At 63.2% G+C, this 23,623-nt stretch carries 22 protein-coding genes, 1 tRNA gene and 2 pseudogenes; 9 read left to right on the top strand and 16 right to left on the bottom strand.

Annotated elements, in window-relative coordinates; translation table 11 throughout:
- Positions 1–2: 2 nt before the first annotated feature.
- Positions 3–949 (bottom strand): annotated as a pseudogene (gene ligD / locus IVB22_RS41225) (non-homologous end-joining DNA ligase).
- Positions 950–1,268: 319 nt separating this feature from the next.
- Here ligD and IVB22_RS16690 point away from each other — a divergent pair.
- A complete protein-coding gene (locus IVB22_RS16690; protein WP_247518407.1) occupies positions 1,269–2,111 on the top strand; it encodes a ribonuclease HII in 843 nt (280 codons plus the stop codon).
- 57 nt (positions 2,112–2,168) lie between these two features.
- On the opposite strand, the gene IVB22_RS16695 is transcribed toward IVB22_RS16690, so the two are convergent.
- The 7 genes and pseudogenes from IVB22_RS16695 to IVB22_RS16725 all read right to left on the bottom strand — a co-directional run bounded on the left by IVB22_RS16695 (position 2,169) and on the right by IVB22_RS16725 (position 6,295).
- Positions 2,169–2,357, bottom strand: a complete 189-nt coding sequence (locus IVB22_RS16695) for a hypothetical protein (RefSeq protein ID WP_247518408.1) — start codon at positions 2,355–2,357, stop codon at positions 2,169–2,171.
- 290 nt (positions 2,358–2,647) lie between these two features.
- Positions 2,648–3,371: pseudogene (locus tag IVB22_RS16700) on the bottom strand (SOS response-associated peptidase).
- A gap of 3 nt (positions 3,372–3,374) precedes the next feature.
- Positions 3,375–3,830, bottom strand: a complete 456-nt coding sequence (locus IVB22_RS16705) for a hypothetical protein (RefSeq protein WP_374207547.1) — start codon at positions 3,828–3,830, stop codon at positions 3,375–3,377.
- Positions 3,740–4,804, bottom strand: a complete 1,065-nt coding sequence (locus IVB22_RS16710) for a site-specific integrase (RefSeq protein ID WP_247518410.1) — start codon at positions 4,802–4,804, stop codon at positions 3,740–3,742. The genes IVB22_RS16705 and IVB22_RS16710 overlap by 91 nt, the downstream gene beginning before the upstream one ends.
- 106 nt (positions 4,805–4,910) lie before the next feature.
- Positions 4,911–4,987 (bottom strand) — tRNA-His (locus tag IVB22_RS16715).
- A gap of 230 nt (positions 4,988–5,217) precedes the next feature.
- Positions 5,218–5,652: a phasin gene (locus IVB22_RS16720; protein WP_247518411.1), complete on the bottom strand. Its 435-nt coding sequence runs from the start codon at positions 5,650–5,652 to the stop codon at positions 5,218–5,220.
- 259 nt (positions 5,653–5,911) lie between these two features.
- Positions 5,912–6,295, bottom strand: coding sequence for a phasin family protein (locus IVB22_RS16725; RefSeq protein ID WP_247518412.1), 384 nt, complete (start codon positions 6,293–6,295; stop codon positions 5,912–5,914).
- Between the two features lie 264 nt (positions 6,296–6,559).
- On the opposite strand from IVB22_RS16725, the gene IVB22_RS16730 reads away from it, so the two are divergent.
- Positions 6,560–9,745 (top strand): PAS domain-containing protein, encoded by a 3,186-nt coding sequence (locus IVB22_RS16730; protein ID WP_374207548.1) that lies wholly within the window; start codon positions 6,560–6,562, stop codon positions 9,743–9,745.
- Positions 9,746–9,852: 107 nt separating this feature from the next.
- Here IVB22_RS16730 and IVB22_RS16735 read toward each other — a convergent pair whose 3' ends face one another.
- Positions 9,853–10,572 (bottom strand): glutathione S-transferase family protein, encoded by a 720-nt coding sequence (locus IVB22_RS16735; RefSeq protein ID WP_247518413.1) that lies wholly within the window; start codon positions 10,570–10,572, stop codon positions 9,853–9,855.
- 312 nt (positions 10,573–10,884) lie between these two features.
- Here IVB22_RS16735 and IVB22_RS16740 point away from each other — a divergent pair, with 312 nt between their 5' ends.
- The 3 genes from IVB22_RS16740 to IVB22_RS16750 are packed head-to-tail and all read left to right on the top strand — an operon-like array spanning position 10,885 to position 13,834.
- The gene (locus IVB22_RS16740) at positions 10,885–11,853 is read left to right on the top strand and encodes a tripartite tricarboxylate transporter substrate binding protein (protein WP_247518414.1); all 969 of its coding nucleotides are present in this window, start codon (positions 10,885–10,887) and stop codon (positions 11,851–11,853) included.
- Positions 11,850–12,335 (top strand): tripartite tricarboxylate transporter TctB family protein, encoded by a 486-nt coding sequence (locus IVB22_RS16745; RefSeq protein WP_247518415.1) that lies wholly within the window; start codon positions 11,850–11,852, stop codon positions 12,333–12,335. Before IVB22_RS16740 ends, IVB22_RS16745 begins: the two co-directional genes overlap by 4 nt.
- Positions 12,335–13,834, top strand: coding sequence for a tripartite tricarboxylate transporter permease (locus IVB22_RS16750; RefSeq protein ID WP_247518416.1), 1,500 nt, complete (start codon positions 12,335–12,337; stop codon positions 13,832–13,834). The genes IVB22_RS16745 and IVB22_RS16750 overlap by 1 nt, the downstream gene beginning before the upstream one ends.
- 64 nt (positions 13,835–13,898) lie before the next feature.
- Here IVB22_RS16750 and IVB22_RS16755 read toward each other — a convergent pair whose 3' ends face one another.
- Complete coding sequence (locus IVB22_RS16755) at positions 13,899–14,216, bottom strand: helix-turn-helix transcriptional regulator (RefSeq protein ID WP_247518417.1); 318 nt, start codon at positions 14,214–14,216, stop codon at positions 13,899–13,901.
- A gap of 55 nt (positions 14,217–14,271) precedes the next feature.
- Between IVB22_RS16755 and IVB22_RS16760 the strand changes: the two genes are divergently transcribed.
- The 3 genes from IVB22_RS16760 (at position 14,272) to IVB22_RS16770 (ending at position 18,190) form a co-directional block, all read left to right on the top strand.
- Positions 14,272–15,228, top strand: a complete 957-nt coding sequence (locus IVB22_RS16760; protein WP_247518418.1) for a threonine/serine dehydratase — start codon at positions 14,272–14,274, stop codon at positions 15,226–15,228.
- 186 nt (positions 15,229–15,414) lie between these two features.
- The gene (locus IVB22_RS16765) at positions 15,415–16,440 is read left to right on the top strand and encodes a Fe(3+) ABC transporter substrate-binding protein (RefSeq protein WP_247518419.1); all 1,026 of its coding nucleotides are present in this window, start codon (positions 15,415–15,417) and stop codon (positions 16,438–16,440) included.
- Between the two features lie 103 nt (positions 16,441–16,543).
- A complete protein-coding gene (locus IVB22_RS16770; protein WP_247518420.1) occupies positions 16,544–18,190 on the top strand; it encodes an iron ABC transporter permease in 1,647 nt (548 codons plus the stop codon).
- Positions 18,191–18,293: 103 nt separating this feature from the next.
- Here IVB22_RS16770 and IVB22_RS16775 read toward each other — a convergent pair whose 3' ends face one another.
- The 3 genes from IVB22_RS16775 to IVB22_RS16785 are packed head-to-tail and all read right to left on the bottom strand — an operon-like array spanning position 18,294 to position 20,331.
- Positions 18,294–18,944, bottom strand: a complete 651-nt coding sequence (locus IVB22_RS16775) for a GNAT family N-acetyltransferase (protein WP_247518421.1) — start codon at positions 18,942–18,944, stop codon at positions 18,294–18,296.
- A 7-nt stretch (positions 18,945–18,951) separates the two neighbouring features.
- The gene (locus IVB22_RS16780; RefSeq protein ID WP_214490657.1) at positions 18,952–19,602 is read right to left on the bottom strand and encodes a 3-oxoacid CoA-transferase subunit B; all 651 of its coding nucleotides are present in this window, start codon (positions 19,600–19,602) and stop codon (positions 18,952–18,954) included.
- Between the two features lie 21 nt (positions 19,603–19,623).
- Positions 19,624–20,331, bottom strand: coding sequence for a CoA transferase subunit A (locus tag IVB22_RS16785; protein WP_247518422.1), 708 nt, complete (start codon positions 20,329–20,331; stop codon positions 19,624–19,626).
- A gap of 281 nt (positions 20,332–20,612) precedes the next feature.
- On the opposite strand from IVB22_RS16785, the gene IVB22_RS16790 reads away from it, so the two are divergent.
- Positions 20,613–22,538 (top strand): AsmA family protein, encoded by a 1,926-nt coding sequence (locus IVB22_RS16790; RefSeq protein WP_247518564.1) that lies wholly within the window; start codon positions 20,613–20,615, stop codon positions 22,536–22,538.
- Between the two features lie 176 nt (positions 22,539–22,714).
- Here the strand turns inward: IVB22_RS16790 and IVB22_RS16795 are convergent, their stop codons facing one another.
- The 3 genes from IVB22_RS16795 to IVB22_RS16805 all read right to left on the bottom strand — a co-directional run bounded on the left by IVB22_RS16795 (position 22,715) and on the right by IVB22_RS16805 (position 23,511).
- Positions 22,715–22,942, bottom strand: a complete 228-nt coding sequence (locus tag IVB22_RS16795; protein ID WP_247518423.1) for a hypothetical protein — start codon at positions 22,940–22,942, stop codon at positions 22,715–22,717.
- A gap of 4 nt (positions 22,943–22,946) precedes the next feature.
- Positions 22,947–23,177 (bottom strand): hypothetical protein, encoded by a 231-nt coding sequence (locus IVB22_RS16800; protein WP_247518424.1) that lies wholly within the window; start codon positions 23,175–23,177, stop codon positions 22,947–22,949.
- A gap of 106 nt (positions 23,178–23,283) precedes the next feature.
- Complete coding sequence (locus IVB22_RS16805) at positions 23,284–23,511, bottom strand: hypothetical protein (protein ID WP_247518425.1); 228 nt, start codon at positions 23,509–23,511, stop codon at positions 23,284–23,286.
- Positions 23,512–23,623 lie beyond the last annotated feature (112 nt).

A 23,623-nucleotide genomic window follows, 5' to 3' on the forward strand; every position in this document is an offset into this window, starting at 1 on the left:
CGCTATTTGCGCGGACGTTCTCGCTCGCGCACGACATCCCTCGCCCGCTTGTCGGTCCGGAGCCCGAGATAGACCGGCTGGCGCAGTTCGCCCTTGCTCGTCCACTCTGCGAATTTGACCTCGGCAACTAGCGAGGGCTTGACCCAGGTCGTGTTGGCCTCGTCCTTCACTTTGGCAGGAAAGGGTGACTTCGAGGCCGTCAGCTTCACGAGCTTGACATGGAGGTCTTCCAGGACCTTGTGGCTGAAGCCGGTGCCGACATGACCGATGTAGCGCCATGCGTCGCCTTCCCGCACGGCGAGGACCAGGGCGCCGAAGAACGACCTGGTGCGCCTGGGCGCCGTGAAGCCGGCGATCACCACTTCCTGTCGCTTTGCCGTCTTGATCTTCAGCCAATCCGGGGTCCGGCTTCCGGACGCATAAACGCTGTCGGCGCGCTTGGCCATGATCCCTTCGAGGCCCTTCCGCTCGGCCTCGGTGAAGAATTTCGTACCGTCCCCTTTGCGGTGAGCGCTGAAGGCGATCAGCTTGTCGCGCGGCAAAATCGCCTTCAGCCGCTTCTTACGCTCAAGGAGAGGCTGCCTGCGCAAGTCCGCTGCGTTCTCGAACATGAGGTCGAAGGCGCAATACAGCAGCTTTGCTTCATGGCGCAGCGCGTTTTGAAGCAGCTGGAAATGCGAGACGCCGTCCTTCCGATCGCGACGAGTTCGCCGTCGATCACGGCGTCGCCCTTCACGCCCTCCAGCGCTTTGGCGACCTCGATATAGCTGTGGCTGATGATCTTGCCGTTGCGGCTGTAGAGTGCAACCTTGCCCCGCCGGATTTCCGCGATCATCCGGAAGCCGTCATACTTGTCCTCGAAAACCCAGCCGGTGTCGTCGAACGGCGCGTCGGTGAGCGTAGCGAGCATCGGCTGCAGGCGCTTGGGCAGGATCAACGTCCGGCTCATTCGCGGGACAATCCTTCAGAACTCGTTGCGTAAGGCATGGACGTCCTTCAAGGATTAGGGAACGCTCCAGGGCTGCGCCATGTTCCGTCATGCGCCGGACAACAAGGGCGCGGGCGTTCATGATCCAGGAGGGCGGCGAGACAGATGGCTAGAAGACTAAACCTACCAGACGTCGCTGGGCTGCTTCGACCAGGCGATCACTGCTTCGTTGATGAGGCGGCCTTACGCCTTTCCGTGAAGTTCCACTGGCTCAGAGCGCCCCTTTCAGACATTCGCCACAAAGCTCGGCGACACCTCGGCGGCGCAGCTTGAGGCTATCGTGACCCGCTACTCACTGGATGAACTACGTCAGCGTTATATTATTGAGGGTAGGCCGCTGGAGGCGAGCCTCGAAGAAATCCTGCGCGCCGACACCCGAGCGGGAGCGCGCGCTATCCTTGCTTCGATTGAAAAGCGCCGCTTTGAAAACCGGTCTGAAGGGCAGCGGCTTCGCAAGATGCTGCGCTTTGAGACGCTTTTGTGGGATGAGGGGCAGGATGCCGTTGCGGGCGTCGACGAGGCCGGAATGAGCCCGCTTGCGGGACCCGTCGCCGCTGCCGCGGTTATCCTAAAGCCCGGCACGCGCATCGCCGGTATCGACGACTCGAAAAAGCTGGATGCGAATTCGCGTGAGGCTCTTGCGAAGGAAATCAAAGAAAAGGCGGCTTCATGGTCTGTCGCGTTTGTCGAAGTCGAGGAGATAGACACCATCAACATCTACTGGGCGGGCGTTCTCGCGATGCGGCGGGCTGTTGAAGGCCTGGGAGTAGTCCCGCAGCATCTCCTGATCGACGCGAAACGTTTGAAAGAGATAGCGATCCCGCAGCAGGCGATTATCAAGGGTGACGCGAAATCCGCCAGTATCGCGGCTGCTTCCATTCTAGCGAAGGTCTCGCGCGATGCGCTGATGCGAACGCTCGACACGCGTCATCCCGGTTACGGCTTCGCCGATCACAAGGGTTATCCTGTTCGCGCTCACTACAATGCCTTAGCTCAGCTGGGTGCGTGCCCTGCTCATAGACGTTCGTTTGGCCCTGTGCGCGAGGTCCTTGGCTTGCCGCCGCTACCGCCCTGGCCCGTGGCATCGGAACGCGCCAGTGCCACGTCAGGGCCTGAGGCATAAGGCCTGCAGCCACCGAGTTGCACGGAAACGCGGCGCCGGATCTGCCGTATAGTTCGTTCACTCTTTCTGTTTTTCTTGTGCGCTCCTTCCATCGGAGCTTTTAGAGCGTTCTTCGAAGCGATCAGCGCCCTTAGCTAGATCGTGTCCCGTCTTGCTCTCGTTTTTCGCTTCGTCCTTAGCAGTTGCCTCGCGCAAGCCTTCAGCGGCCCGTTCCCCCGCTTTTGATGATTTTCGCTCGTTGTTCATTTGATTTCCTTCCCTGATAAACACGGTTCTCCAAGAATACTTTCTTGTCTATCCCAGCAAAAATTTCCAATCAGCTCGCTCGGACATTGTTCCAGTTCCGTTTGAGGCTCGTGGCCTCCCGGCGTAATGGAGTCGCTAAACAGCGGAAAACCCGCCATCGAAGATTACAAGCAGCATCTCCCCTAAGACACTGGCTGGGGCAAAATCGGAGTCGAATGGGCCAAGGTCGATTTCCGCTTTGGCACTCAATGCAGACCACGGCCCATCTTGGCGGCCGTCCTCTTCGAACGTCACGTCGCTGATCTGATCGGCTCTTCCTTGACGCCGCGGGCGACGATCCGCAGCGCCCCGTCCGGCAGCGGCCGCTTCAGCTTGAGAGCCTCATCCGGAGTGGCCGTCATCCAGGTCTCGACCTCATCGGCCGTCGTCAGGATGACCGGCATTGCCTTGGGGTGGACAGCGCCGACCTCGGCGTTCGCCTCCGTCGTGAGGAAGGCGTACAAGTCGTTGGTGGTCTCGCCCTCCTTAACCTTGCGCATGGAGGTCCAGTTGGTCCAGATGCCGGCGAAGCAGGCAAGCGGGCGGGCCTCGTTGAGCGCGAACCAGATGTCACCGCCCTCGGCCTTGTTGAACTCACTGAAGGAATTAAACGGCACCACGCAGCGGTTCTCGACTCCTAGCCAACGCGTCCAGTGTTTGCTGTTTAAATTGCGGATGTTGGTCGTGCCGCCGTCCGGCTCCATGCGAAGCAGTTCCTTGAAGTCGACGGTCTTGCCTTGGCCTGCAGCTTTTCGGCACGCTTTTTGGTGGCGTCCATCAACGCCTTCGATGACGATGGCATGCCCCACCGCGCCGTGGCGAGCTCGCGACCGTCGGCACTGTTGCGCTCGATCGGCGCCTTGTAGTCGGGAACACGCCCGGCATCGGCGCCAGGTTGCCAACGTATCGGTTAACGACGCGAAAGAGCGCGCTGATGGCGGCCTGGTTGGTCGTGATCGAATACAGATTGCACATCGTTCAGGCTTCGGTTCGAGGATGGCGCGGCTGCCACCCTAATTGTAACAGAGTCGCTGATGGGCGCCGGCCCGCCTTGGCGCATTTGCGGCAGCGCAGCCGGCTCGCGAGGTCGTGGACGAAGGTCGTCGGCGGATGTTTCATGGCTGCGAGGTCGACGTCGCTGGGCGTCTTGCACCGCGCGCAGCGGATCTCCAACCAGGAAAAGCCGGCGTTGACGGCCTGGTCGATCGTCGGTGACGGATCGATCGGCTCGCCGTCCGACCACATCCGCTCGTTCCAGCTTTCGCAGAGCAGCTTGTCGGCCTGCTGAGGCATTGCCTCGCCCTTGGCCCGCATCTCCGCCGACTGGGCGGCCAGGATGTTGGTCATCGCGCGCGCCTTACAGTCTTGAAGCGATGTCGCCATCCGTGGGAGGGCGCTACGTTGGGGTCGTCGATGCCGAGACCGCGGACCCATTCGGCAAGTTTGTTGCCCACGCTTGCATAAATCGGGTTGACACGATCCTTCTTCCGCTGTCTCGCGAGCGAGTAGAAAAGTGGCGCTCCCTTGGGACGGGACCCAACGTATTTTAGGAAACCTTGATCGATGAGGTGAGGATGAAGCGGGACGATCCTCGTCTTCGTATCCTTCACCGAACCCGCCTCCGGGGTGATCCGGATGCACGGAAGACCGAGGACCAAGAAAACGTCGTTCACCCGCAGCTGCGTCATCTCGTTGACGCGCCCGCCGGTGTACGCACAGAGCCACGGCACCCATCGGCGGGCCGCGACGTTTTCGGGCGTCATCAGGCGACTGACCGGCGCGAGCGTCGCGGCAAGGATGAGGCTCGCCTCAGCATCGTTGAAGCCACGTTTCCGTTGCGGCGTTCGCGCCGTAGGCTCGACGAAGATTTCCGCGGCGGGGTTGGCAGGAAGCTTCTTGTTGCGCCGCGCCCAGCCGAAGAAGGATTTCAACGCGGCGGCATACCCCTCTTTGACGGTCTTCCTCGACTTGCTCTTCTTGAGCTCGTCGATCCACTCCGCGAGGTGCACTTCGGTCACCGCCGACATGTCGTCCGTTCCCATGCGCGCGACCAAGCCGTCCAGGATGCCTTTGTACTTCTTCCGCGTGCTCCGCGATACTTGGCGATCGGCGACGAACTCTTCCCATAGTTTCGCCAGCCGCTGCTCGTCGGACATGGGAGTCCATTCGGGAAATCTGTCGGCGCTCCGGTCGGGGCTGAAGTCGCCTCGTGCGTTGCGCGCCAATACGCTCTCAGCTTGGGTTTTCGCCTCGAGATACTCTTTGACGAATGAGTCGAAGGTTGTGGGCGCAAGCGTCAGATTCTTGCTTTCGAGGAAAGCCCGGACTTGGTCGCCGAACAGGAAGCGGCGGTGCTGAGCGGGCGTTAGGGGTGAACAGCGAAGCAGGCGAAGTAAGCCAGCGATCAAAATTGAATCGTCTCGACCAAAGACAAACCTTCGTGCTTGATGGTAGCTGGGTGGTAGCTAAGAAGGTCCCCTCTTCCGAAGGTGCTCTCTAACTGTCTGATCTTGTTGGTACAGTTGGGTGGGCTCGAACCACCGACCTCCTGTTCCACAGACAGGCGCTCTAACCAACTGAGCTACAACTGCATCTCTCACGCGAGGTCCTCAAAAAGGGGGCCTGCGAATGGGCCGGAAACTAGGTGCAACGCCTCGCTTTGGCAAGGCCGCGAAGCGTCTGATTATAGTCGTCCCGAGGGCATTTTGCGTTCAATTGACGGGCCCCTCGGCCAAGCCCCGGCAGCCTGCCAAAATCACCCCGCGCAGCAAAAAGCCCGGGTCGCTTGGCCCGGGCTTTTCGTGATTAATAGCTGAAACTGTCAGGCGGCCGGCTTGTAGAGCTTCGAGGCCGAGGCCTTGATCGGCTCGACGGTCTCGGTCGCGACCTTCTGGCCGAGTTCGGCGAGCTCCTTGGCTTGCGCCGTGAGGGTCTCGTACTGCTTGCGGGCATGCGAGGTCCACAGCTCCATCGCCGCCGCCGGCGTCTTCACGCCGAACAGCTCCTGCGCGAAATCGAGCTCAGCAGAGGTGTTGGCCTTGAAGAACTCGATCAGCTTGGCGTTGTACTCGCTGGCGCCCTTGCTGGCCGAGGTGAACACGGCCTCGATGGTGCCGTTATGGGTTTCGGCCGCATCCTTGAACTTGGCGTAGCTGTCGCGAGCCTGCGAAACGCCCTTTTCGGCAAGCGCGCGCATCTGCTCGGGGACTTCGAAGGGAATGATGGAGGCAGAGAAGGGATCGGTGGAGCTGGTCACGGCTTGCATCCTTCACAATGGGGTTAAACACTGTTCCCCCTCGCGGACGCCGGGCAGGTAATCAGCCGGGACGCCGAAGGGATCACGTACTCACACACACACTCACGGAAAGTGCCCATTCGCGGGCTCGCCCAATACGCACCCATATCGTGTCAAATTTGTGCATTGCACTGCAATTTCTGGTGCGTCGCCACAAATTTAACGCGGCATGCGGGTTCCAACAGGCGATCCAGCGGTAGCTCCCGCCAGTGGCGGCCGGTCAGGCTTTCGGCCTGGCCGCGTCCATGGCGGCCTTGCCGACGACCTGGCTCATTTCGCTGGCCTGCTCCGCCAGCGAGCGCATCTGCGCCTGCACATATTCGCCATGCAGCCGCATCACCTCGGGTAGGTCCTTGGCCTTCAGAAGTGACTGCGCGTGATCGAGCGAGGCCTGCATGTTCCTCTCGGCATAGGTGATCGCCTTGCCGCTGACATCCTTGGCGCCCGCGCGAACCGTGGCGTTGCGCTCCTCGATGGTATCGGCGGTGGTCTGCGCGGCGGTGACGAATTTCTCAAAAGCCTTGCGGGCCTGCTCGACGCTCGCTTCCGCCATCGATCGCATTTCCTTGGGTATCTCGAATCGGTCTCGCACTTCGTCACTCATGGTGCGTTCCTTTGCATTGGCAGGGATTGCGTCCGGATACGTCAGGGGGCCGCTCCGGGGACGGATGCGGCGCCGGGGAGGTTCCTCTTTGAACCCGTGACGGCCGTTTGCAACCACCCAACGCCGCGGCCGGCCAAAGGGTCCCGCCGGGTTAAGGTTATCCGCTGCTTAATTTCCGCCAACCTGCCGGGCCGTGGACCTGCCGCTGCCGGCTTGCGATAGTAATGTTCCCTTAACGCTGTCGGCATCTGGCTGCCGATCCTGATGCTGGGCGGTCATGTGGTTGCGATGAAGGATGGGGAATTTCAGTGGCTGGCCTTGAGCGATCCCCGATTGGCGGCTTACGCGGCGAGCCCCCTGCCCGCATGGCTGTGGACCGCCGACGGCACGCGGATCCTGTGGGCCAATCCGGCCGGCGTCCGCGTGTTGGGCGCAGCGAGTGCTGCAGCCCTTGCCGAAAAAACCTTCGGGCCGGCCGACCGGCACCGGCGGCAGATTGCACGGCTCGCAGGCCGGTTGCTCGCCAACGGCGCCATCCGGCTAGAACGCTTGCAGGGATTTGGCGCGGCGCCCGGCGGGCTTGCGACCTGCGGCGCTTCGCGGTTCGACTTTCCCAACGGCAGCCACGGCGTTCTGATCGCCGCCGGCAACATCGCGCTGATCGCGCCGCGACCGGCGCAGGCGCAGTCCGATAACGAGATGCAGCCAGCCACCGCGGCATCAGAGCCAGTCTTGTCAGAGCCAGTTTTGCAGCCGAGCGCACCCGTCATGGAGCAACCGGTCGTGCCGCAACCGGCTCCCGACTACCCGCAGCCGGCACCATCGGGCGAAGCGCCCGCCGGGTTTGCGTTGTTCGATGCGTTTACCGAACCTGTCGCCGCAGACGAACCACCCGCGACTGAGACCATTGCGCGCGCGCCACCACCTGCCATCGAAGCGTTTGCCGGCCAGCCGCAGGCGCGCCGCCTGCCGCTGCGCTTCACCTGGCAGATGGATCGCAACGGCCGCTTCACACTCGGCACCGACGAATTTTTGGGCCTGATCGGCCCGCGCACCACGGCCGCTTTCGGCCGGCCATGGCGCGAGATCGCCGAGACCTTCGGATTCGATTCGACCGGCCGGATGATGCAGGCCTTTGCGACGGGCGCCACCTGGAGCGGCATCACGCTGAACTGGCCAGTCGATGGCGGCGGCACATTGCCCGTCGAACTGTCCGGCCTGCCGATCTTCGATGAGGCACGGAATTTCATCGGCTATCGCGGCTTCGGCGTCTGCCGCGATTTCGATGCGCTGGCGCGGCTCGCCGCCAGGCGCCTGGCGGAATTGTCCGGTGAAATGGTGACGCCGCAAGAACCGTCCGCTGCGCCATCTGCCGAGCCGGCCAGCGTTGCATCGCCTTCATCAGACGAATTGCCCGAACCGGTTGCTGCCAAGCCTTCTGCTGCAGAGGCTTCTGCTGCAGAGCCTTCACATCAAGAAGATTTGGAAACGCCCGTGGAACCTCCCAAGGAAGCCTTAGAGGAAAGCGTCCAGGAAATCGTCAGCGAAAGCGTCCAAGAAAGCGTTCGAGAAAGCGTTCGAGAAATCGCCAAGGACACGCTGACGGAAACCGCAACGGAGTTGCCGGCAGACGCCGCTGCAAACGTCTTGCCGTTCCGCGCCCCGGGCGAAGCGAAGCAGCAGCCAGCGCTGACGCCGGTTGAAAACAGCGCCTTCGACGAACTGGCGCGGCAATTGTCGGCGCGGCTCCACACCGAGAACGGCAACGAGGCGGTGGACGCCGACGGCGAAACCATCTTTGAACCGCTGGCCGCGCGCGAACCGGCTCCCGCGCCGCCGGAATGGCTGGCGCCGCCCGAGCCGCCGGCGCGAGGCGAAACGGCGCGCGACAGAGCGCTGCTCGATTTGCTGCCGGTCGGCATCCTGATCTACCGGCTCGACCGGCTGCTCTATGCCAACCCCGCCTTCCTGACGCAGATGGGCTATCCGGGCCTGCACGCGCTGGAAGATGCCGGCGGCCTCGACGCGCTCTATGTCGAACCCGGCGTATCAAACGCCTCCTCGACATCGGACACCGGCAAGCCGGTGACGATTTCAGCAAGCCAGCCCGCGGACGCGGATACGCCGGCAGCGGCGGCCGACGCGCGCCTCTACACCATCTCGTGGGACGGCGATTCGGCGCTGGCCTTGATCTTCTCGGGCACGCGCCATGAGGGCGCGGCGATCGCGGCCGCCATCGCGCGAGCCGAGCCGGTATCGGTGTCCGAACCGGCGGTATCGGAGCCTGACGTCTTCGCGTCGGTATCCGAACCTGACGCTCCCGAACCGTCGGATGTCGGGCATGCCAACGCCGAAGACCTCGCCGCCATCCTCGACACCACGGCCGAAGGCATCCTGATGTTCGACGCCGAGGGCAACATCCATGCGGCCAACCGCAGCGCCGAAGCGCTGTTCGGCCATGACGGCAACGAACTTGCACGACGCAATCTCTCGGAGCTGTTCGCGCCCGAAAGCCAGCACGGCGTGTTCGAATATCTCGCCGGCATCAAGGCTTCCGGCGTCGCCAGCCTGCTCGATCACGGCCGCGAGGTGCTGGGCCGCGAAAGCAAGGGCGGCATCATCGCGCTGTCGATGACCATGGGCCGCACCCGCCCTGACGGCCCTAATTTCTTCGCGGTGTTCCGCGATCTCTCGCAAGCCAAGCACAACGAGAGCGAATTGCGCGAGGCACGGCGGCTGGCCGAACGCGCCGCCAATGCCAAGGCCGACGTGCTGGCGCGAATCAGCCACGAGGTGCGGACGCCGCTGAACGCTATCATCGGCTTTTCCGAAGTGATGATCGGCGAGCGTTTCGGCGCGCTCGGCAACGAGCGCTACCTCGAATACATGAAGGACATCCGCGCCTCCGGCGAACGCGTGATCGCCATCGTCAACGACCTGCTCGACCTGTCCCGGATCGAAACTGGCAAACTCGATCTGGCTTTCACCAACCAGAACCTCAACGAACTGGTCGAGAGCTGCGTGGCGGTGTTGCAGCCGCAGGCCAATCGCGAGCGCATCATCATCCGCACGTCACTCGCGCGCATGTTGCCGCCTGTGATCGCGGATGCGCGGGCCTTGCGCCAGATCACGCTGAACCTGATCGGCAATTCGATCCATCTCGCCAATGCCGGCGGCCAGGTCATCGTCTCGACCGCGCTGTCCGATTTCGGCGAGGTGATGCTGCGGGTCCGCGACACCGGCAACGGCCTCAACGATAATGAGGTTGCCGCCGCGCTCCAGCCGTTCCGGACGGCTGCGCCATCGGATCGGGCCGAGAGTTCGGCCGTCAGCCTGTCGCTGACCAAAGCCCTTGTCGAAGCCAACCGCGCCAAATTCCAGATCAAGACCGGCGGCCATTCCGGCACGCTGATCGAGATCGTGTTCCCGCACGCGGTGGTGCGCACTTAGAGCGTTTTCGAGCGAAGTGGACACCGGTTCGCGTCAAGAAAACGCGTCAAAACAAGAATCTAGAGCCCGGTTCTGATTCAATCAGAACCGAAAGGCTCTAGCGTCGATCACCTCGCTATTGGCGAGAGAAACGCTGGAACGCTGCGGCCATCGCTGCGCAAATAATCGGCCATCGGTGCGACGACTTTGATGACAGCCGGTCTTGCCGTCATGCGCTGCCGCCATTGCAGAAGGTTTGGCGTCTCATTGGTCATGTCGGCCCCCATGCGGGCGCCGAACAGCTGGGCCATATAGAACGCGATATCGGCAAAGGAATATTCGCCGGCGAGAAACTCGCGGTCGCCAAGCGCGCGCTCCATCGTTCGGTAAAAAGCGGCAGCGGCCTCGCGCGCGGGCTTCCCGGCGGGATCGTCTGGCGTATTCCAGAGCGGCATCAATTTGATGATATGCGGGAAATAGACCTCGTCCGATTCATGCTCCAGCCGGCGAGCCCAGGCTCGCGCTGCCGGAGTCGCGGGCCACAGCGCAGGATTCGGCATGATGTCTTCGAGATACTCGAAGATCTGGGTGGAATCGAAAATCTCGAGGTCACCGTCGATCAGCACCGGGACCTGGCGCTTCGGATTGATGCGCAGGACTTCCGGATGCTTTGGCGCATAACCCTCCTTCTGGGTGAAGGGGACCATGACCAGCTCGAAGTCGATGTCCTTCTCGTGCGCAGCAATCTGAACCTTGGCGCCGAACATGCTCAAGGCGGCGGAGAACAGCCGCATCTTGCGGCCGCTGCTTCGATCGGCTTCTCGGCCGGATTGAGAATTCTCGTGCATTGATTTCCCTTCCATCATCGCCGGCGCGTTCGACCCCGAGGTCCTGGCCACCCTTCGTCATCGCGTTCTACTCAGGCGCCCTAGCCAAGGCGAAGCAAAGCACGGCTCCTCTTCGGACGTGCCGAGCAGTTGGCGTTTCACTTCGTTCAAGGCAAGTGCCGAAGGCCAAAAACGCACACGCTTCAAAGCCCTAGCGAAATCTTTGAGATCCGGTTCGGACACGTAAGGTCCTTCTGGACAGCGGCGCCTTTTCCGGCTGATATGCGGCGAATTGACACAGAGCCGCTCTGTGTGAGCCTGGAGGAAACCCCCATGATCCCGTTTCATACGCGCCTGTTCGGCGCGGTCTTCGCGTTGACGCTTGCAGCCGCAGCACCTGCCCTCTCGCAGCAGCTCGAGCTCAAGATCATGGCGCCCGCCGCACCCGGCGGCGGATGGGATCAGACCGCCCGGTCGATGCAGCAGGCGCTGGTCGCCGCCAAGATCGCCCGCAGCGTGCAGGTCACCAACGTGGCCGGCGCTGGCGGCAGTGTCGGCATCGCGCAGTTCGTCAACGGCGCCAAGGGCGACGGTAACCAGATGATGGTGAACGGCTTCGTCATGGTCGGCGCGCTCGCCATGAACAAGTCGCCGGTGACGCTCGAACAGGTGACGCCGATTGCGCGCCTCACCGAGGAGATCCAGGTGATCGTCGTGCCGGCGAATTCGCCGATCAAGACGGCGCAGGATCTTGCCGCTGCCGTGAAGGCCGACATCGCCAAGGTGACCTTCGCCGGCGGCTCGGCCGGCGGCGTCGACCATGTGATGGCGGCGCTGTTTGCGGGCGCGATCGGCGCTGACGCCAAGAAGGTCAACTACATTCCATTCTCCGGAGGCGGCGAGTCGCTGGCGGCCATTCTTGGCGGCAAAGTCACCGCGGGCATTTCGGGACTGAGCGAATACGAAGGCCAGATCAAGTCCGGCAAGCTGCGCGCGCTCGGCGTGACGTCGGAGAAGCGTATCGCCGGCAGCGACATTCCGACCTTCAAGGAACAAGGCATCGACCTCGTGCTGGCCAACTGGCGCTCGGTGGTCGCGCCTCCCGGCATCACGCCGGAACAGCGCAAGACCCTGAGCAATGCGGTGGAGAACATGGTCAAGTCGGACGCCTGGAAGGACATCCTCAAGCAGAAGGGCTGGGATGACGCTTATCTCGGCGGCGATGCGTTCGCCGATTTCCTGAAGAAGGAAACCGCGCGCGTCACCGACGTGCTGAAGTCGGTCGGCCTCGTCAAATCATGACGGATCTTCCGCAAGGTCCGGCGGCGCGGCGCGTCGATCGCGCCGGTGTCGTCATTGCGCTCGCGCTCGCGGCACTTGCCGTGGTGCTGGTATGGGACTCAAGGCAACTGCCGGCCACGACGATGTACGGGATGGGGCCCGAGGTGATGCCGGTCGTCATCGCCATCGGGCTTGGCCTTCTCGCGATCGGCAATCTGATCGACGCGCTGCGCGGCAACCTGCCGGAGCGCGAGAGCGCCGATCCCACGGCCGTGCTGCTGATCCTCGGGGGCCTGGCGCTTTTGATCGCCATCATCGGCCTTGGCGGCGGCTTCATCCTTGCGACCTCGGCCTTGTTCGTCACTACCTCGGCTGCTTTCGGACGGCGCGCCATTTTCGCCGACTCCGCCATCGCCATCGTGATGACCACCCTGATCTATCTCGCTTTCGATCGGCTGCTGACGTTGAGCCTCCCCACCGGGCCTCTGGAAAGACTGCTGTAATGGAAACTTTCGCTGCGCTCGCGCATGGCATGGCTGTCGCCGTGCAGCCGATGAACCTGCTCTACGCGCTGATCGGCGTGTTCCTCGGCACCGCGGTCGGCGTGCTGCCCGGCATCGGTCCGGCGCTCACGGTCGCGTTGCTGCTGCCGGTTACCTACAAGCTCGATCCCGGCGGCTCGCTGATCATGTTCGCCGGCATCTATTACGGCGGCATGTATGGCGGATCGACCACCGCCATCCTGATCAACACGCCCGGCGAGAGCGCATCGATGGCGACGGCGCTCGAGGGCAACAAGATGGCCAAGGCCGGCCGCGGCGGGCCGGCGCTGGCGACGGCGGCGATCGGCTCGTTCGTCGCGGGCACCATCGCCACCATCGGCCTCGCCTTTCTGGCGCCGTGGCTGGTGGATTTCGCGGTGCGCTTCGGGCCTGAGGATTATTTCGCGCTGATGTGCGTGGCCTTTATCACGGTGTCCGCAACCTTCGGAGATTCGCCGATCCGCGGACTGACCAGCCTGTTCATCGGGCTGACGCTCGGCCTGATCGGTATCGACAAGCTCACCGGCCAGGCCCGGCTTGCGTTCGGCATCCCCGAACTGCTCGACGGCGTCGAAGTGACGACACTTGCGGTCGGCCTGTTCGCGCTCGGCGAAGCGCTCTACGTCGCCTCGCGCCGCCATCACGCCGAGGAGAAGATCGAGCCGGTGCGCGGCTCGCTGTGGATGACGAAACTGGACTGGAAGCGGTCATGGAAACCGTGGCTGCGCGGGACGATGTTCGGTTTTCCGATCGGCGCGCTCCCCGCCGGCGGGGCCGAAATTCCGACATTCCTGTCCTATTCGACCGAGAAGCGGCTGACGAAACATCCGGAGGAATTCGGCAAGGGCGCGATCGAAGGTGTCGCCGGGCCGGAAGCCGCCAACAACGCCTCCGCCGCCGGTACGCTCGTGCCTTTGCTGACGCTGGGCCTTCCGACCTCGGCAACGGCTGCGATGATGTTGGCGGGATTTCAGCAATACGGCCTGAACCCGGGACCGCTGCTGTTCGCCGAGCGGCCCGACCTGGTGTGGGGCCTGATCGCCAGCCTGTTCATCGCCAACGTCATGCTGCTGGTTCTCAACCTTCCGCTGGTCGGCCTGTGGGTAAAACTGCTCGCGATCCCGCAGCCGTGGCTGTACGCAGGCATTCTCGTGTTCGCGACCATGGGCACCATCGCGGCAAAGCCATCGGTCGTCGAACTGTCGATGCTGGCGGGTTTTGGCGTGCTGGGCTTTCTGATGCGCCGGTTCGATTTTCCGATCGCGCCTGTCGTCGTCGGTCTCATCTTAGGGCCAATCGCCGAAAGCCAGTTGCGCCGCGCGCTCGCCATCAGCCTCGGCGATCCCATGGTGCTGCTGCAAAGTCCGATGTCGGCCACGCTGCTCGGCATTGCGCTGATCGCGCTGCTGGCGCCGTTCGTGCTGAAGGGGATGAACCGGTTCAAGGCGAGCGAGGATTAGTCCCTCTATCAGGGATAATCCCGTTTGAGATCACGGCCGACAGAATTCGGCCGAAGACCGAGCATCAGATCTTTTCGAGCATGGCGGCTTTTAGCTTGGCGATGCGCGCTTCATCGCGCTTGTAGAACGTCCACTGCTTGACGCGCTTGGCGCTCACCAGTCCGGCCTGCGACAATATCTTCAGATGCTCGCTCACGGTGGGCTGGCTGACGCCGAGCTTCTCGGCAATCAACACCCCGCAGACCCCGTCCTTGACCAGATCGCCGTCGACCTGCGGGCGAAAATGCGCCCGGGGGCGTTTCAGCCATTCCAGGATCAACAGCCGCCGATCGCTGGCGAGCGCGCGAAAAGCAGACTCGACGTCATCCTCGAAAGAAGCCATATTGCTAATTAGCTAAATGACTAATTTCTGTCAACAAGCCGTGGGGGACTTGGGAATGAACGCGCCGGTGGATGCGGTAACTTCGGAAACGATCGAACAATGCGAGAGGCTCATTCGGCCCCTCATCCGGCGAACGCCGGTCGTCGACGTCGATGCGACCGAGTTCGGCCTTCCCGGCCAGACGCTGACGCTCAAGCTGGAGCTGCTTCAGCACTCCGGCTCGTTCAAGGCGCGCGGCGCGTTCGCCAATCTTTTGACCCGTGACGTACCGAAGGCCGGCGTGGTCGCGGCGTCCGGAGGCAACCACGGCGCGGCGGTCGCCTATGCCGCGATGAAGCTTGGCAAGCCGGCCAAGATTTTCGTTCCGAACATCTCTTCGCCGGCGAAGCTGCAGCGTATCCGCGACTATGGCGCCGACCTCGCGATCGAGGGCGATCGCTATGCCGACGCGCTCGCGGCAAGCGAGATATGGGCGCAGCAAACCGGCGCATTGCAAGTGCCGGCCTTCGACCAGAACGAGACCATCATGGGACAGGGAACGCTCGGCCTCGAACTCGCCGACCAGGCGCCGGATATCGATACGCTGCTGGTATCGGTGGGCGGCGGCGGACTGGTCGCAGGACTTGCCGCCTGGTACGCTGGCCGTATCAAGGTGATCGGCGTCGAGCCGCTTGCTTCGCCCACGCTGACCCGGGCTTTTGAGGCTGGCCATCCGGTCGATGCGGAGGCCGGTGGGCTGGCGGCGGATTCACTGGCGCCGAGACGCGTGGGTGAACGGGTCTTTCCGATCGTCCAGAAATACGCACGACAAACCGTGCTGGTTTCGGACGCCGCAATCGCCGACGCACAGGCGACGCTTTGGCGCGCCTTGCGCATCGTGGCAGAACCGGGTGGCGCAGCGGCATTCTCGGCGATCCTGTCGGGCGCCTACAGGCCCGTCACGGGCGAGCGCGTTGCCATCATCATCAGCGGCGGCAACACCGCTGCCGTCAATTTCGACCTCACCCATTGAGCGCCGATGGTTGCGTCCCCGCACACGGTTCGCACACGGTGGCAGCTCGTCCACTTTGGAATCACTCTAAATCATAACGCTGGAATCCTTCTAAATCGGGCCGTTCGCGACATCCAGTCGCTGACGGCATGGCAGCCGCTGCGCTACTGACACCGGCATCTTCACCAGCTTTGTCGGGCAACTCTCATGACCAAATTTCGCGCTACCGCCGCAACCGCAGCGTTGCTTTGTTTGACCGCGTTCGGAGCTTCGCCGGCGTCCGCCGACGGCGAGGTCAATGTCTACACCTATCGCGAAACCAAGCTGATCCAGCCGCTGTTCGATGCCTTCACCAAGGACACCGGCATCAAGGTCAACGTGGTCTCGGCAAGCTCAGGTCTCGAGCAGCGCATGAAAGCCGAAGGGGCCAACAGCCCCGCCGACGTACTGCTCACGGTCGATCTCGGCCGTCTCGACGACGCCGTGAAGGCCGACGTCACCCAGCCGATCAAATCCGTCGTGATCGACGAGATCGTGCCGGCGCAGTACCGCGATCCTGACGGACACTGGGCCGGCATTTCGATGCGCGCGCGCGTGATCTACGCCTCGAAGGACCGCGTCAAGCAGGACAAGATCACCTATGAAGAGCTCGCCGATCCCAAGTGGAAGGGCAAGATCTGCATCCGTTCCGGCCAGCACATCTACAACAACGGCCTGTTCGCGGCCTACACGGCGAAGTACGGCGAGGCCAAGGCCGAGGAATGGCTGAAAGGCCTGAAGGCCAATCTGGCGCAAAAGCCCTCCGGCGGCGACCGCGAAGCCGCGCGCGACGTCGCGGCCGGCAAGTGCGACATCGGCATCGGCAACACCTACTACTGGGCGCTGATGATGAACAACGATCCCGAGAAGAAGCCGTGGGCGGAAGCAACTAAGGTGATCCTGCCGACCTTCGAGGGCGGCGGCACCCACGTCAACCTCTCGGGCGTCCTCTTGGCGAAGAACGCGCCGAACAAGGCCAATGGCGTCAAGCTGATCGAGTGGCTCGTCGGCGACAAGGCGCAGAAGATCTACGCCGACTCCAACTACGAGTACCCGGTCCGCGCCGGCGTCGGCGTCAACCCGACGATTGCGGGCTACGGCAAGCTCACCGCCGATCCGCTCCCGATCGCCAAGATCGCCGCCAACCGCAAGGCAGCCTCGACGCTGGTGGACAAGGTCGGATTCGATAATTGATCGCACCAAGTCGCGACAGTAATTACGCCAACATGCCCTCTCCCACCCCGGGAGAGGGCATAATGCTGCATGGGCTTCCGGCTTCTTGCCGATGTGAGCTGGCGTGACCCGGACCACGCGCTCGGGCCGGATCGCCGCATTGATCGCGGTCGCGACCGCCATCCTTGTTGCCGCTCCCGTCATCTCCATCATCGTGCTGGCGATGCAGCCTGCGCCTGATGTCTGGCAGACCCTCATCAAATACGTGCTGCCGCGGAGCCTTCTCGACACCGCGCTCCTGCTCTTCGGCGTCGCCGCCCTGTCGCTCGCGATCGGCACCGGCACGGCGTGGCTGATCTCGCTGCATGAGTTCCGCGGCCGGCAAATGCTGCTCTGGCTGCTGCCGCTGCCGCTCGCGATCCCCACCTACCTCGCGGCCTATGTCTATGTCGATTTGTTCGAGCCGCTCGGCCTGGTCCACAAGACGCTCGCACTTTGGCTGCCGCTGCAGGACGCGGTGCGCGTGCTTCCCAATTTGCGCTCGCTGCCCGGCGCCATCATCGTAATCGCGCTGGTGCTCTACCCTTACGTCTATCTTTCGGCGCGCACGATGTTTCAGTTCCAGAGCGCGGAGTTCGCCGAGGCCGCGAAGACGCTCGGCGCCGGCCGCTGGACCACCTTCTGGCGCATCTCGCTGCCGATGGCACGGCCGGCGCTTGCGGTCGGCGTCGCGCTGGTATCGCTGGAAACGCTGAACGACATCGGCGCCAGCGAATATCTCGGCGTCCGCACGCTCACGGTCTCGGTGTTCACGACCTGGCTCAACCGCGGCAGCCTTGCCGGCGCCGCGCAGTTGTCCTGCTTCATGCTGGCGATCGTGGCAGGCCTGATCGCGATCGAGCGTTACGGACGGCGCAACGTCACGACGGAATTTTCCGCCGAGAGCCCGCGGCTGACGCAACGGACGACGCTTGCCGGCATCAAGGGCGGTCTAGCATTCGCGGCTTGCCTGCTGCCGGTGTGCCTCGGATTTCTGGTGCCGCTGTTGTATCTCGCGCATCAGAGTTTCAAGCGCGGGCTGTTTGCGAATTTCGACATGGCGTTGTGGCGCGATGCCTTCAACTCGATAGCGTTCGCGAGCCTTGCCACACTCGCCGCGCTGCTGCTGGGATTCGCGACCATTCTGGCCTGGCGCTGGCGGCCGAACAGGCTGCGCTTCGTTGCGATGAACATCGCGCAATTGGGTTACACGCTGCCCGGGCTCGTGCTGGCGCTCGGGCTGCTGGCGCCACTGCTCGCCATCGACAACGCGCTGAACACGCTCGCCGCATCGCTCGGACGATCGATGCCGGGACTGATCCTGGTCGGCTCCGGCGCCGCCGTCGTCATCGCCTATGTGATCCGGTTTCTCGCGGTACCAACCGGATTCATCAAGGCAGGGTTCGAGCGGATTCCGCGCGATTACGACGACAGCGCGCGCGCCGTCGGCGCCGGCCAGACCACGACGATGCGGCTGATCCATCTGCCGCTGCTGCGCCCTGCCATGCTCGGCGCTGTCATCGTGGTGTTCGTGGATTGCCTGAAGGAGTTGCCGGCAACGCTGTTGCTGCGGCCGCTCAACGTCGAAACGCTGGCCACCTCGATCTACCAGTACGCCAGCCGCGGCAGTTTTGAGGAAGGCGCGCTGGCGGCGTTACTGATCGTCGCCGCCAGCATCGGCCCGGTGGCGTGGCTGACGCGGTTCTCGGACATACCGTCAGGGCCGGCGTAGTCGAGAATCGTAGGGTGGGCAAAGCGCAGCGTGCCCACCATTCAGGATAATGGTCGAGGATAGATGGTGGGCACGCTGCGCTTTGCCCACCCTACGAAATTTTCTAGATCGCGCGCGCGAAGCGGCGGAAGCCCGGTGAACCCGTGATCGCCTCGAACGCCGGGTCGCGCTTCTCTTCAGCGAATGTAAAACCCGCTTTGGCGTAACATCGCTCCGCCGCCTCGTTGCCGATCAAAAAAGAGATCGAGGCCCGCTCGAATCCCGCAGCCCTGCCGGCGGCGAGGGCGTGATCGATCGAGGCCTGCACCAACCCGCGCCCACGAAATTCCGGCAGCGTGGCGACATGCTCGATCAGCCATTCGCCGTCGCCGCCCTGCACCCAGCAATTCGCTCCATAGGCGCCACGCCGGAAGATCGCCATCAGATCGGCGGCGCTCAGCCCTATCGCGGTCGCCACCTCCCGGATCGCCGCCCGCGCGGCAGCCTCGGTGCCTTCAGCGGGCAGCGCGCAGAGCGATGCGGCCGGTTCACCCTCGACCTCAGCGACGATGAATTGGGTGATGTGCCACCACGATTGCGTTGGCGCGATCGCGATGCATTCGACGAACGCAAGGCATTGCGGTTCGTCCCAGCCAAGCGCGATGTCGAACCAGCCGCGCGGGAACGGGCCGCGCTGCGACGACAGGATGTTGCGGGCAATGAAGCTTGCGTCTTCGGGACGTGCGGGGCGGATCGTGACTGCCGATCGCCCCATCAGCGGCTCACGCGTTCTTCAGCGCGACGCGGAACTCGGCTTCGGTCTTCGCCTTCACCTCGTCCAGCGTAACGCCGTCGGCGAGCTCGATCAGCGCCATGCCGTCCTTGCCATGCTTGTCGATGGTGAAGACCGCGAGATCCGTCACCACCATGTCGACGACCTTCTCGCCGGTCAGCGGCAAATTGCACGTCTTCAAAAGCTTCGGACCGTCCTTGGCGGAATGCTCCATGACGACGACGACGCGCTTGACGCCGGCGACGAGGTCCATCGCGCCGCCCATGCCCTTCACCATCTTGCCGGGGATCATCCAGTTGGCGAGGTCGCCGTTCTGCGCGACCTGCATCGCGCCGAGGATCGACAGATCGATATGCCCGCCGCGCACCATGCCGAAGGAATCGGCCGAGGAGAAATAGCTGGTCGACGGCAGTTCGCTCACCGTCTGCTTGCCGGCGTTGATGAGGTCGGCGTCTTCCTCGCCCTCGTAAGGAAACGGGCCCATGCCGAGCATGCCGTTCTCGCTCTGCAGGTTCACGTCGATGCCGTCGGGAATGTAGTTCGAGACCAGCGTCGGGATGCCGATGCCGAGATTGACGTAATAGCCGTCGCGCAACTCTTTCGCGGCGCGCGCGGCCATCTGTTCACGGGTCCAGGCCATGTCAGTTCTCCTGTGTCGCGCTTATGCTGCGGGCCGCGGGCGGGTGTTGCGGAACTCGATCCGCTTCGTGCCGGTGCCCACTTCGATGATGCGTTTGACGAAAATGCCGGGTGTATGGATGTGGTCGGGATTGAGTTCGCCGGCCGGCACCAGTTGCTCGACCTCGGCCACCGTGACCTTCGCGGCGGTCGCCATCATCGGGTTAAAGTTGCGCGCGGTCTTGCGGTAGATCAAGTTACCGGCAGTGTCGCCCTTCCAGGCGTGGACGATGGCCAGATCAGCGAACAGGCCACGCTCCATGATGTATTTCTCGCCGTCGAATTCCTTCACTTCCTTGCCTTCGGCGATCAGCGTGCCGACGCCGGTCTTGGTGTAGAAGGCCGGGATACCGGCGCCGCCGGCGCGGATGCGCTCGGCCAGCGTGCCCTGCGGGTTGAATTCGAGTTCCAGTTCACCTGCGAGGTATTGCTGCGCGAACAGCTTGTTCTCGCCGACATAGGACGAGATCATCTTTTTGATCTGCCGCGTCTCCAGGAGCCTGGAGAGGCCGATGCCGTCGACGCCCGCATTGTTGGAGACGACCGTCAAACCCTTGACGCCGGAATCGCGGATCGCGTCCGACAGGGTTTCGGCGATACCGCACAGACCGAAACCACCGGACATGATCATCATGCCGTCCTTGAGAACGCCATCGAGTGCCGATTTGGCGTCGGGATAAACCTTGTTCATGGAATATGACCTGATGGAGGGAACGGCCGTAGGCCGGCATTATGTCCCGGATTATTAGGCGAATTCTTCGCGGTGCGTCAATGACAGGGGGATTATGCCGCCGAACCGCCCACCGGGCGCCACCTCGGCCTTGAAAGCGTCAAGAAAACCCTTCAAGTTGCGTGGGTTGGCACGGGCTTACCGACACGGCGCCTGCCCCAATCATGATAGACCCTTAATCAACAAGTCCCCGTAGCAGCAACCCGAGTTCGGTTTAGCCAGATCCGGATATGTCATTGACGATGGCCCAAGGAATGAAGCGCCTCGGGATGCCGATTGCGGCGTTGTTCGGCTTGGCGGTGCTCGCCCTGATCGGAACCTCCTGGTTCCTCAACCGCGACGCGCTGCGGCAGGCGGTCGAGGCGCAGATCCGCGATGTCACCGGGCTTGATCTGATCGTTGCCGGCGCCATCGACGTTTCGGTGTTTCCGGGAAGCTACGTCTCCTTTCACAATGTCGGGCTGAAGGGCGGCGGCACCATGGACCCCGCGCTGCAGGTCGATGTGCTGACCGCGAACCTGCGCCTGCTGCCATTGCTGCTGCGCCGCTTCGAAATCGCAGATGTCATGATGTTGCGGCCGCATATCCGCGTCGTCAGGGAAGCGGGCGGCGAGAGCAACTGGACGCCGTTCGTCGAGCGGATCGCGCGCACGATGAAGCCCGGCGCCGAAAACCAGGTGTCGTTTTCCGAAATCAGGATCCAGGACGGCCAGCTCAAATATGAGGACGCCGCCAACAACGTCAAAGAACAGCTCGCCGACATCGATCTCTCGCTGGCCTGGCCGTCGATCTCGCGCTCGTTCGCGGCGACCGGGCAATTCGACTGGCGCAACGAGCGCGTCGACGGCTCGATCTCGGCCAGCGACTTCGTCGCGATGCTGTCGGGCGACCGCTCGGGCCTGAAGGCGCGCCTCGTGAGCGCGCCGCTGAAACTGGCCTTCGACGGCTCGGTCGCCAACCGCACCAGCCTGATGATGGAAGGCACCGTGACCGTCGACAGCCTGTCGCTGCGCAATGCGATGCGCTGGATGGGACAGCCGGTGCCCGGCAGCGGCGGCTTCGGCCGCTTTACACTGAGAGCCCGCGCCAATGTCGTCGGCGCCTCGGTCGCGTTGACCAACGTGAATGTCGAACTCGACGGCAACGCCGCCGAAGGCGTGATGACGGTGGCCAACAACGGCCGCCAGACGCTGCAGGCCACCCTCGCTGCCGGCAACCTCGATTTCACGCCCTACATCTCCACCGTGCGCCTGCTGGCGAGCGGCGCGCGGGACTGGAACCGGCAATTGTTCGACCTCACGTCGTTGTCCGCCACCGATCTCGACATGCGCCTGTCGGCGGCGAAGGTGACGGTCGGCGGGACCAAGCTCGGCCGCACCGCCCTGGGCGCTAACCTGCGCAACGGCGCGCTGGCGCTCTCGGTCGGCGAAGCGCAGATGTATGGCGGCATTGCCAAGGGCTCATTCGGCATCGCGCGCTCGGACGCAGTGGCCGACGTCAAGGCGCAGTTGCAGTTCACCGACGTCGATCTGCAGACCTGCGCCAACGAATTGTTCGGCATCACTAAACTATCCGGCCGCGGCAATCTCGGGGTTTCGCTGACGGCCTCCGGCTCGAGCCCGTTCGGCCTCGCCTCCTCGCTCGACGGCAGCGCCACGCTGGTCGGCCATGATGGCGCGATCGCCGGCTTCAATGTCGAACAACTCCTGAAGCGGCTGGAGCGCCGGCCGCTAACCGGCGCCGGCAATCTGCGCAGCGGCTCGACGCCCTACGACAATCTTAACGTCTCGGTGCGCTTCAACGACGGCATCGCCACCGTCGAGGACGTCCGCGTCGACGGACCGACGACGCGCCTGACCTTGACCGGCACCGCCTCGGTGCCATCCCGCGAATACGACCTCAAGGGCGTCGCCAGCCTGACGCCTGCGGCGGCCGGCGGCGACAAGGGATTTGAACTCCCGTTCGTGGTGCAGGGCCCATGGGACGATCCCCTGGTATTCCCCGATCCCGAAAGCCTGATCCGCCGCTCGCCGGGTGCAGCGCCCTTGCTGGATGCCGTGAAGGACCGCAAGACACGCGATGCGGTGCGCTCGGTGATCGAGCGGTTTACCGGCGGTGGACGGCAGCCGGCGGCGCCGGAAACGGCGGATGGAGCGAAGGCGAACTAGACTAGCCTGGTCGTGGCCGCGTAGCCCGGATGAGCGACAACGACATCCGGGATTCTATCTCCGATCCCGCATATCGCAGCGCTCATGCGGGCTACTTGCTGTTTGGCAGCAGGTTCAAGGTGTGGCTATCGGCGGCCTGACTCGGCGTAAGGATTCGCTATTTCGCAATACGCGGGCTACGCAGCCAACACGGCCCTTCTGACAGCCTGCGGCAGCGCGATCGAACGGAAGAAAGCCTTCGGGTAGAGGTAATCCTCACCGGATTCATCGACAATCCGCAGCATATCGTGCTTGTCGGCTGCGGCATCGCGCAGCGCCACGTAGATCTTGCGCTTCTCAAGCGAAACCGCATAGCCGTCGTTTTCAACGCAAACGACCAATTGTTTTGCTTGTGTCTTGGTCATGGCCTCAAAGCAGGTGCTTGATTTTGAATTCCTTGCGACCGATCCCAGTCGCCTCGTACCAGTGTAACTCAGCCACGTGGGTCGAGCCATCGGATAATCTTACGCGGGCAATGCCTTTGCGCTTGCGCCAGCGGCCTCGTCCATAGATTCGTCGCAGTCGCGCAATCTCGCGAATACCGGACCCGGTCGCGAAGGTTTCGATGCCGGAAATTTCACCAAGAATCTCGAAACGCATGGCAGGAACCTGCCGGGCCTGTCTGGCAGGGTCAATAGCCGGTCGGATAACTTGCGAGGGCGAACCGAGTCTGTCATCGGGCCATAGCTATACAAATTCCAGACAATTAGGGGACGTCATTGCTCCGGCCACCCCCAACCCCATAAGGCTTGTTGAGAAAATAACTCCGGTTACCCAACGCCGCTTCGGCATACTGGTCGATCGCAACGATGATCGCCTGCACATGCGCGTGGCACCAGCCTTCCCGCGTCGCCTGGATGCGGACCTCCGCCAGGGCTTTTATCCATGGCGGGTTATCCGCATTGTGGTCGTACCATCTGAGCGGTCCTGACATCGCTGGCCCCTGTTGATGAAGTCTTCCAGCTCCGCCCGCTTGCGCGAGAGCAGGAGCTGCGCCCTCGCATTGTCGAGGCCGGATTGATCGAGCTGACGCGTAAGCTGGTCCA

Origin of the sequence: Bradyrhizobium sp. 190 (assembly GCF_023073415.1) — a bacterium.
In the GTDB taxonomy this organism is placed as follows: domain Bacteria; phylum Pseudomonadota; class Alphaproteobacteria; order Rhizobiales; family Xanthobacteraceae; genus Bradyrhizobium.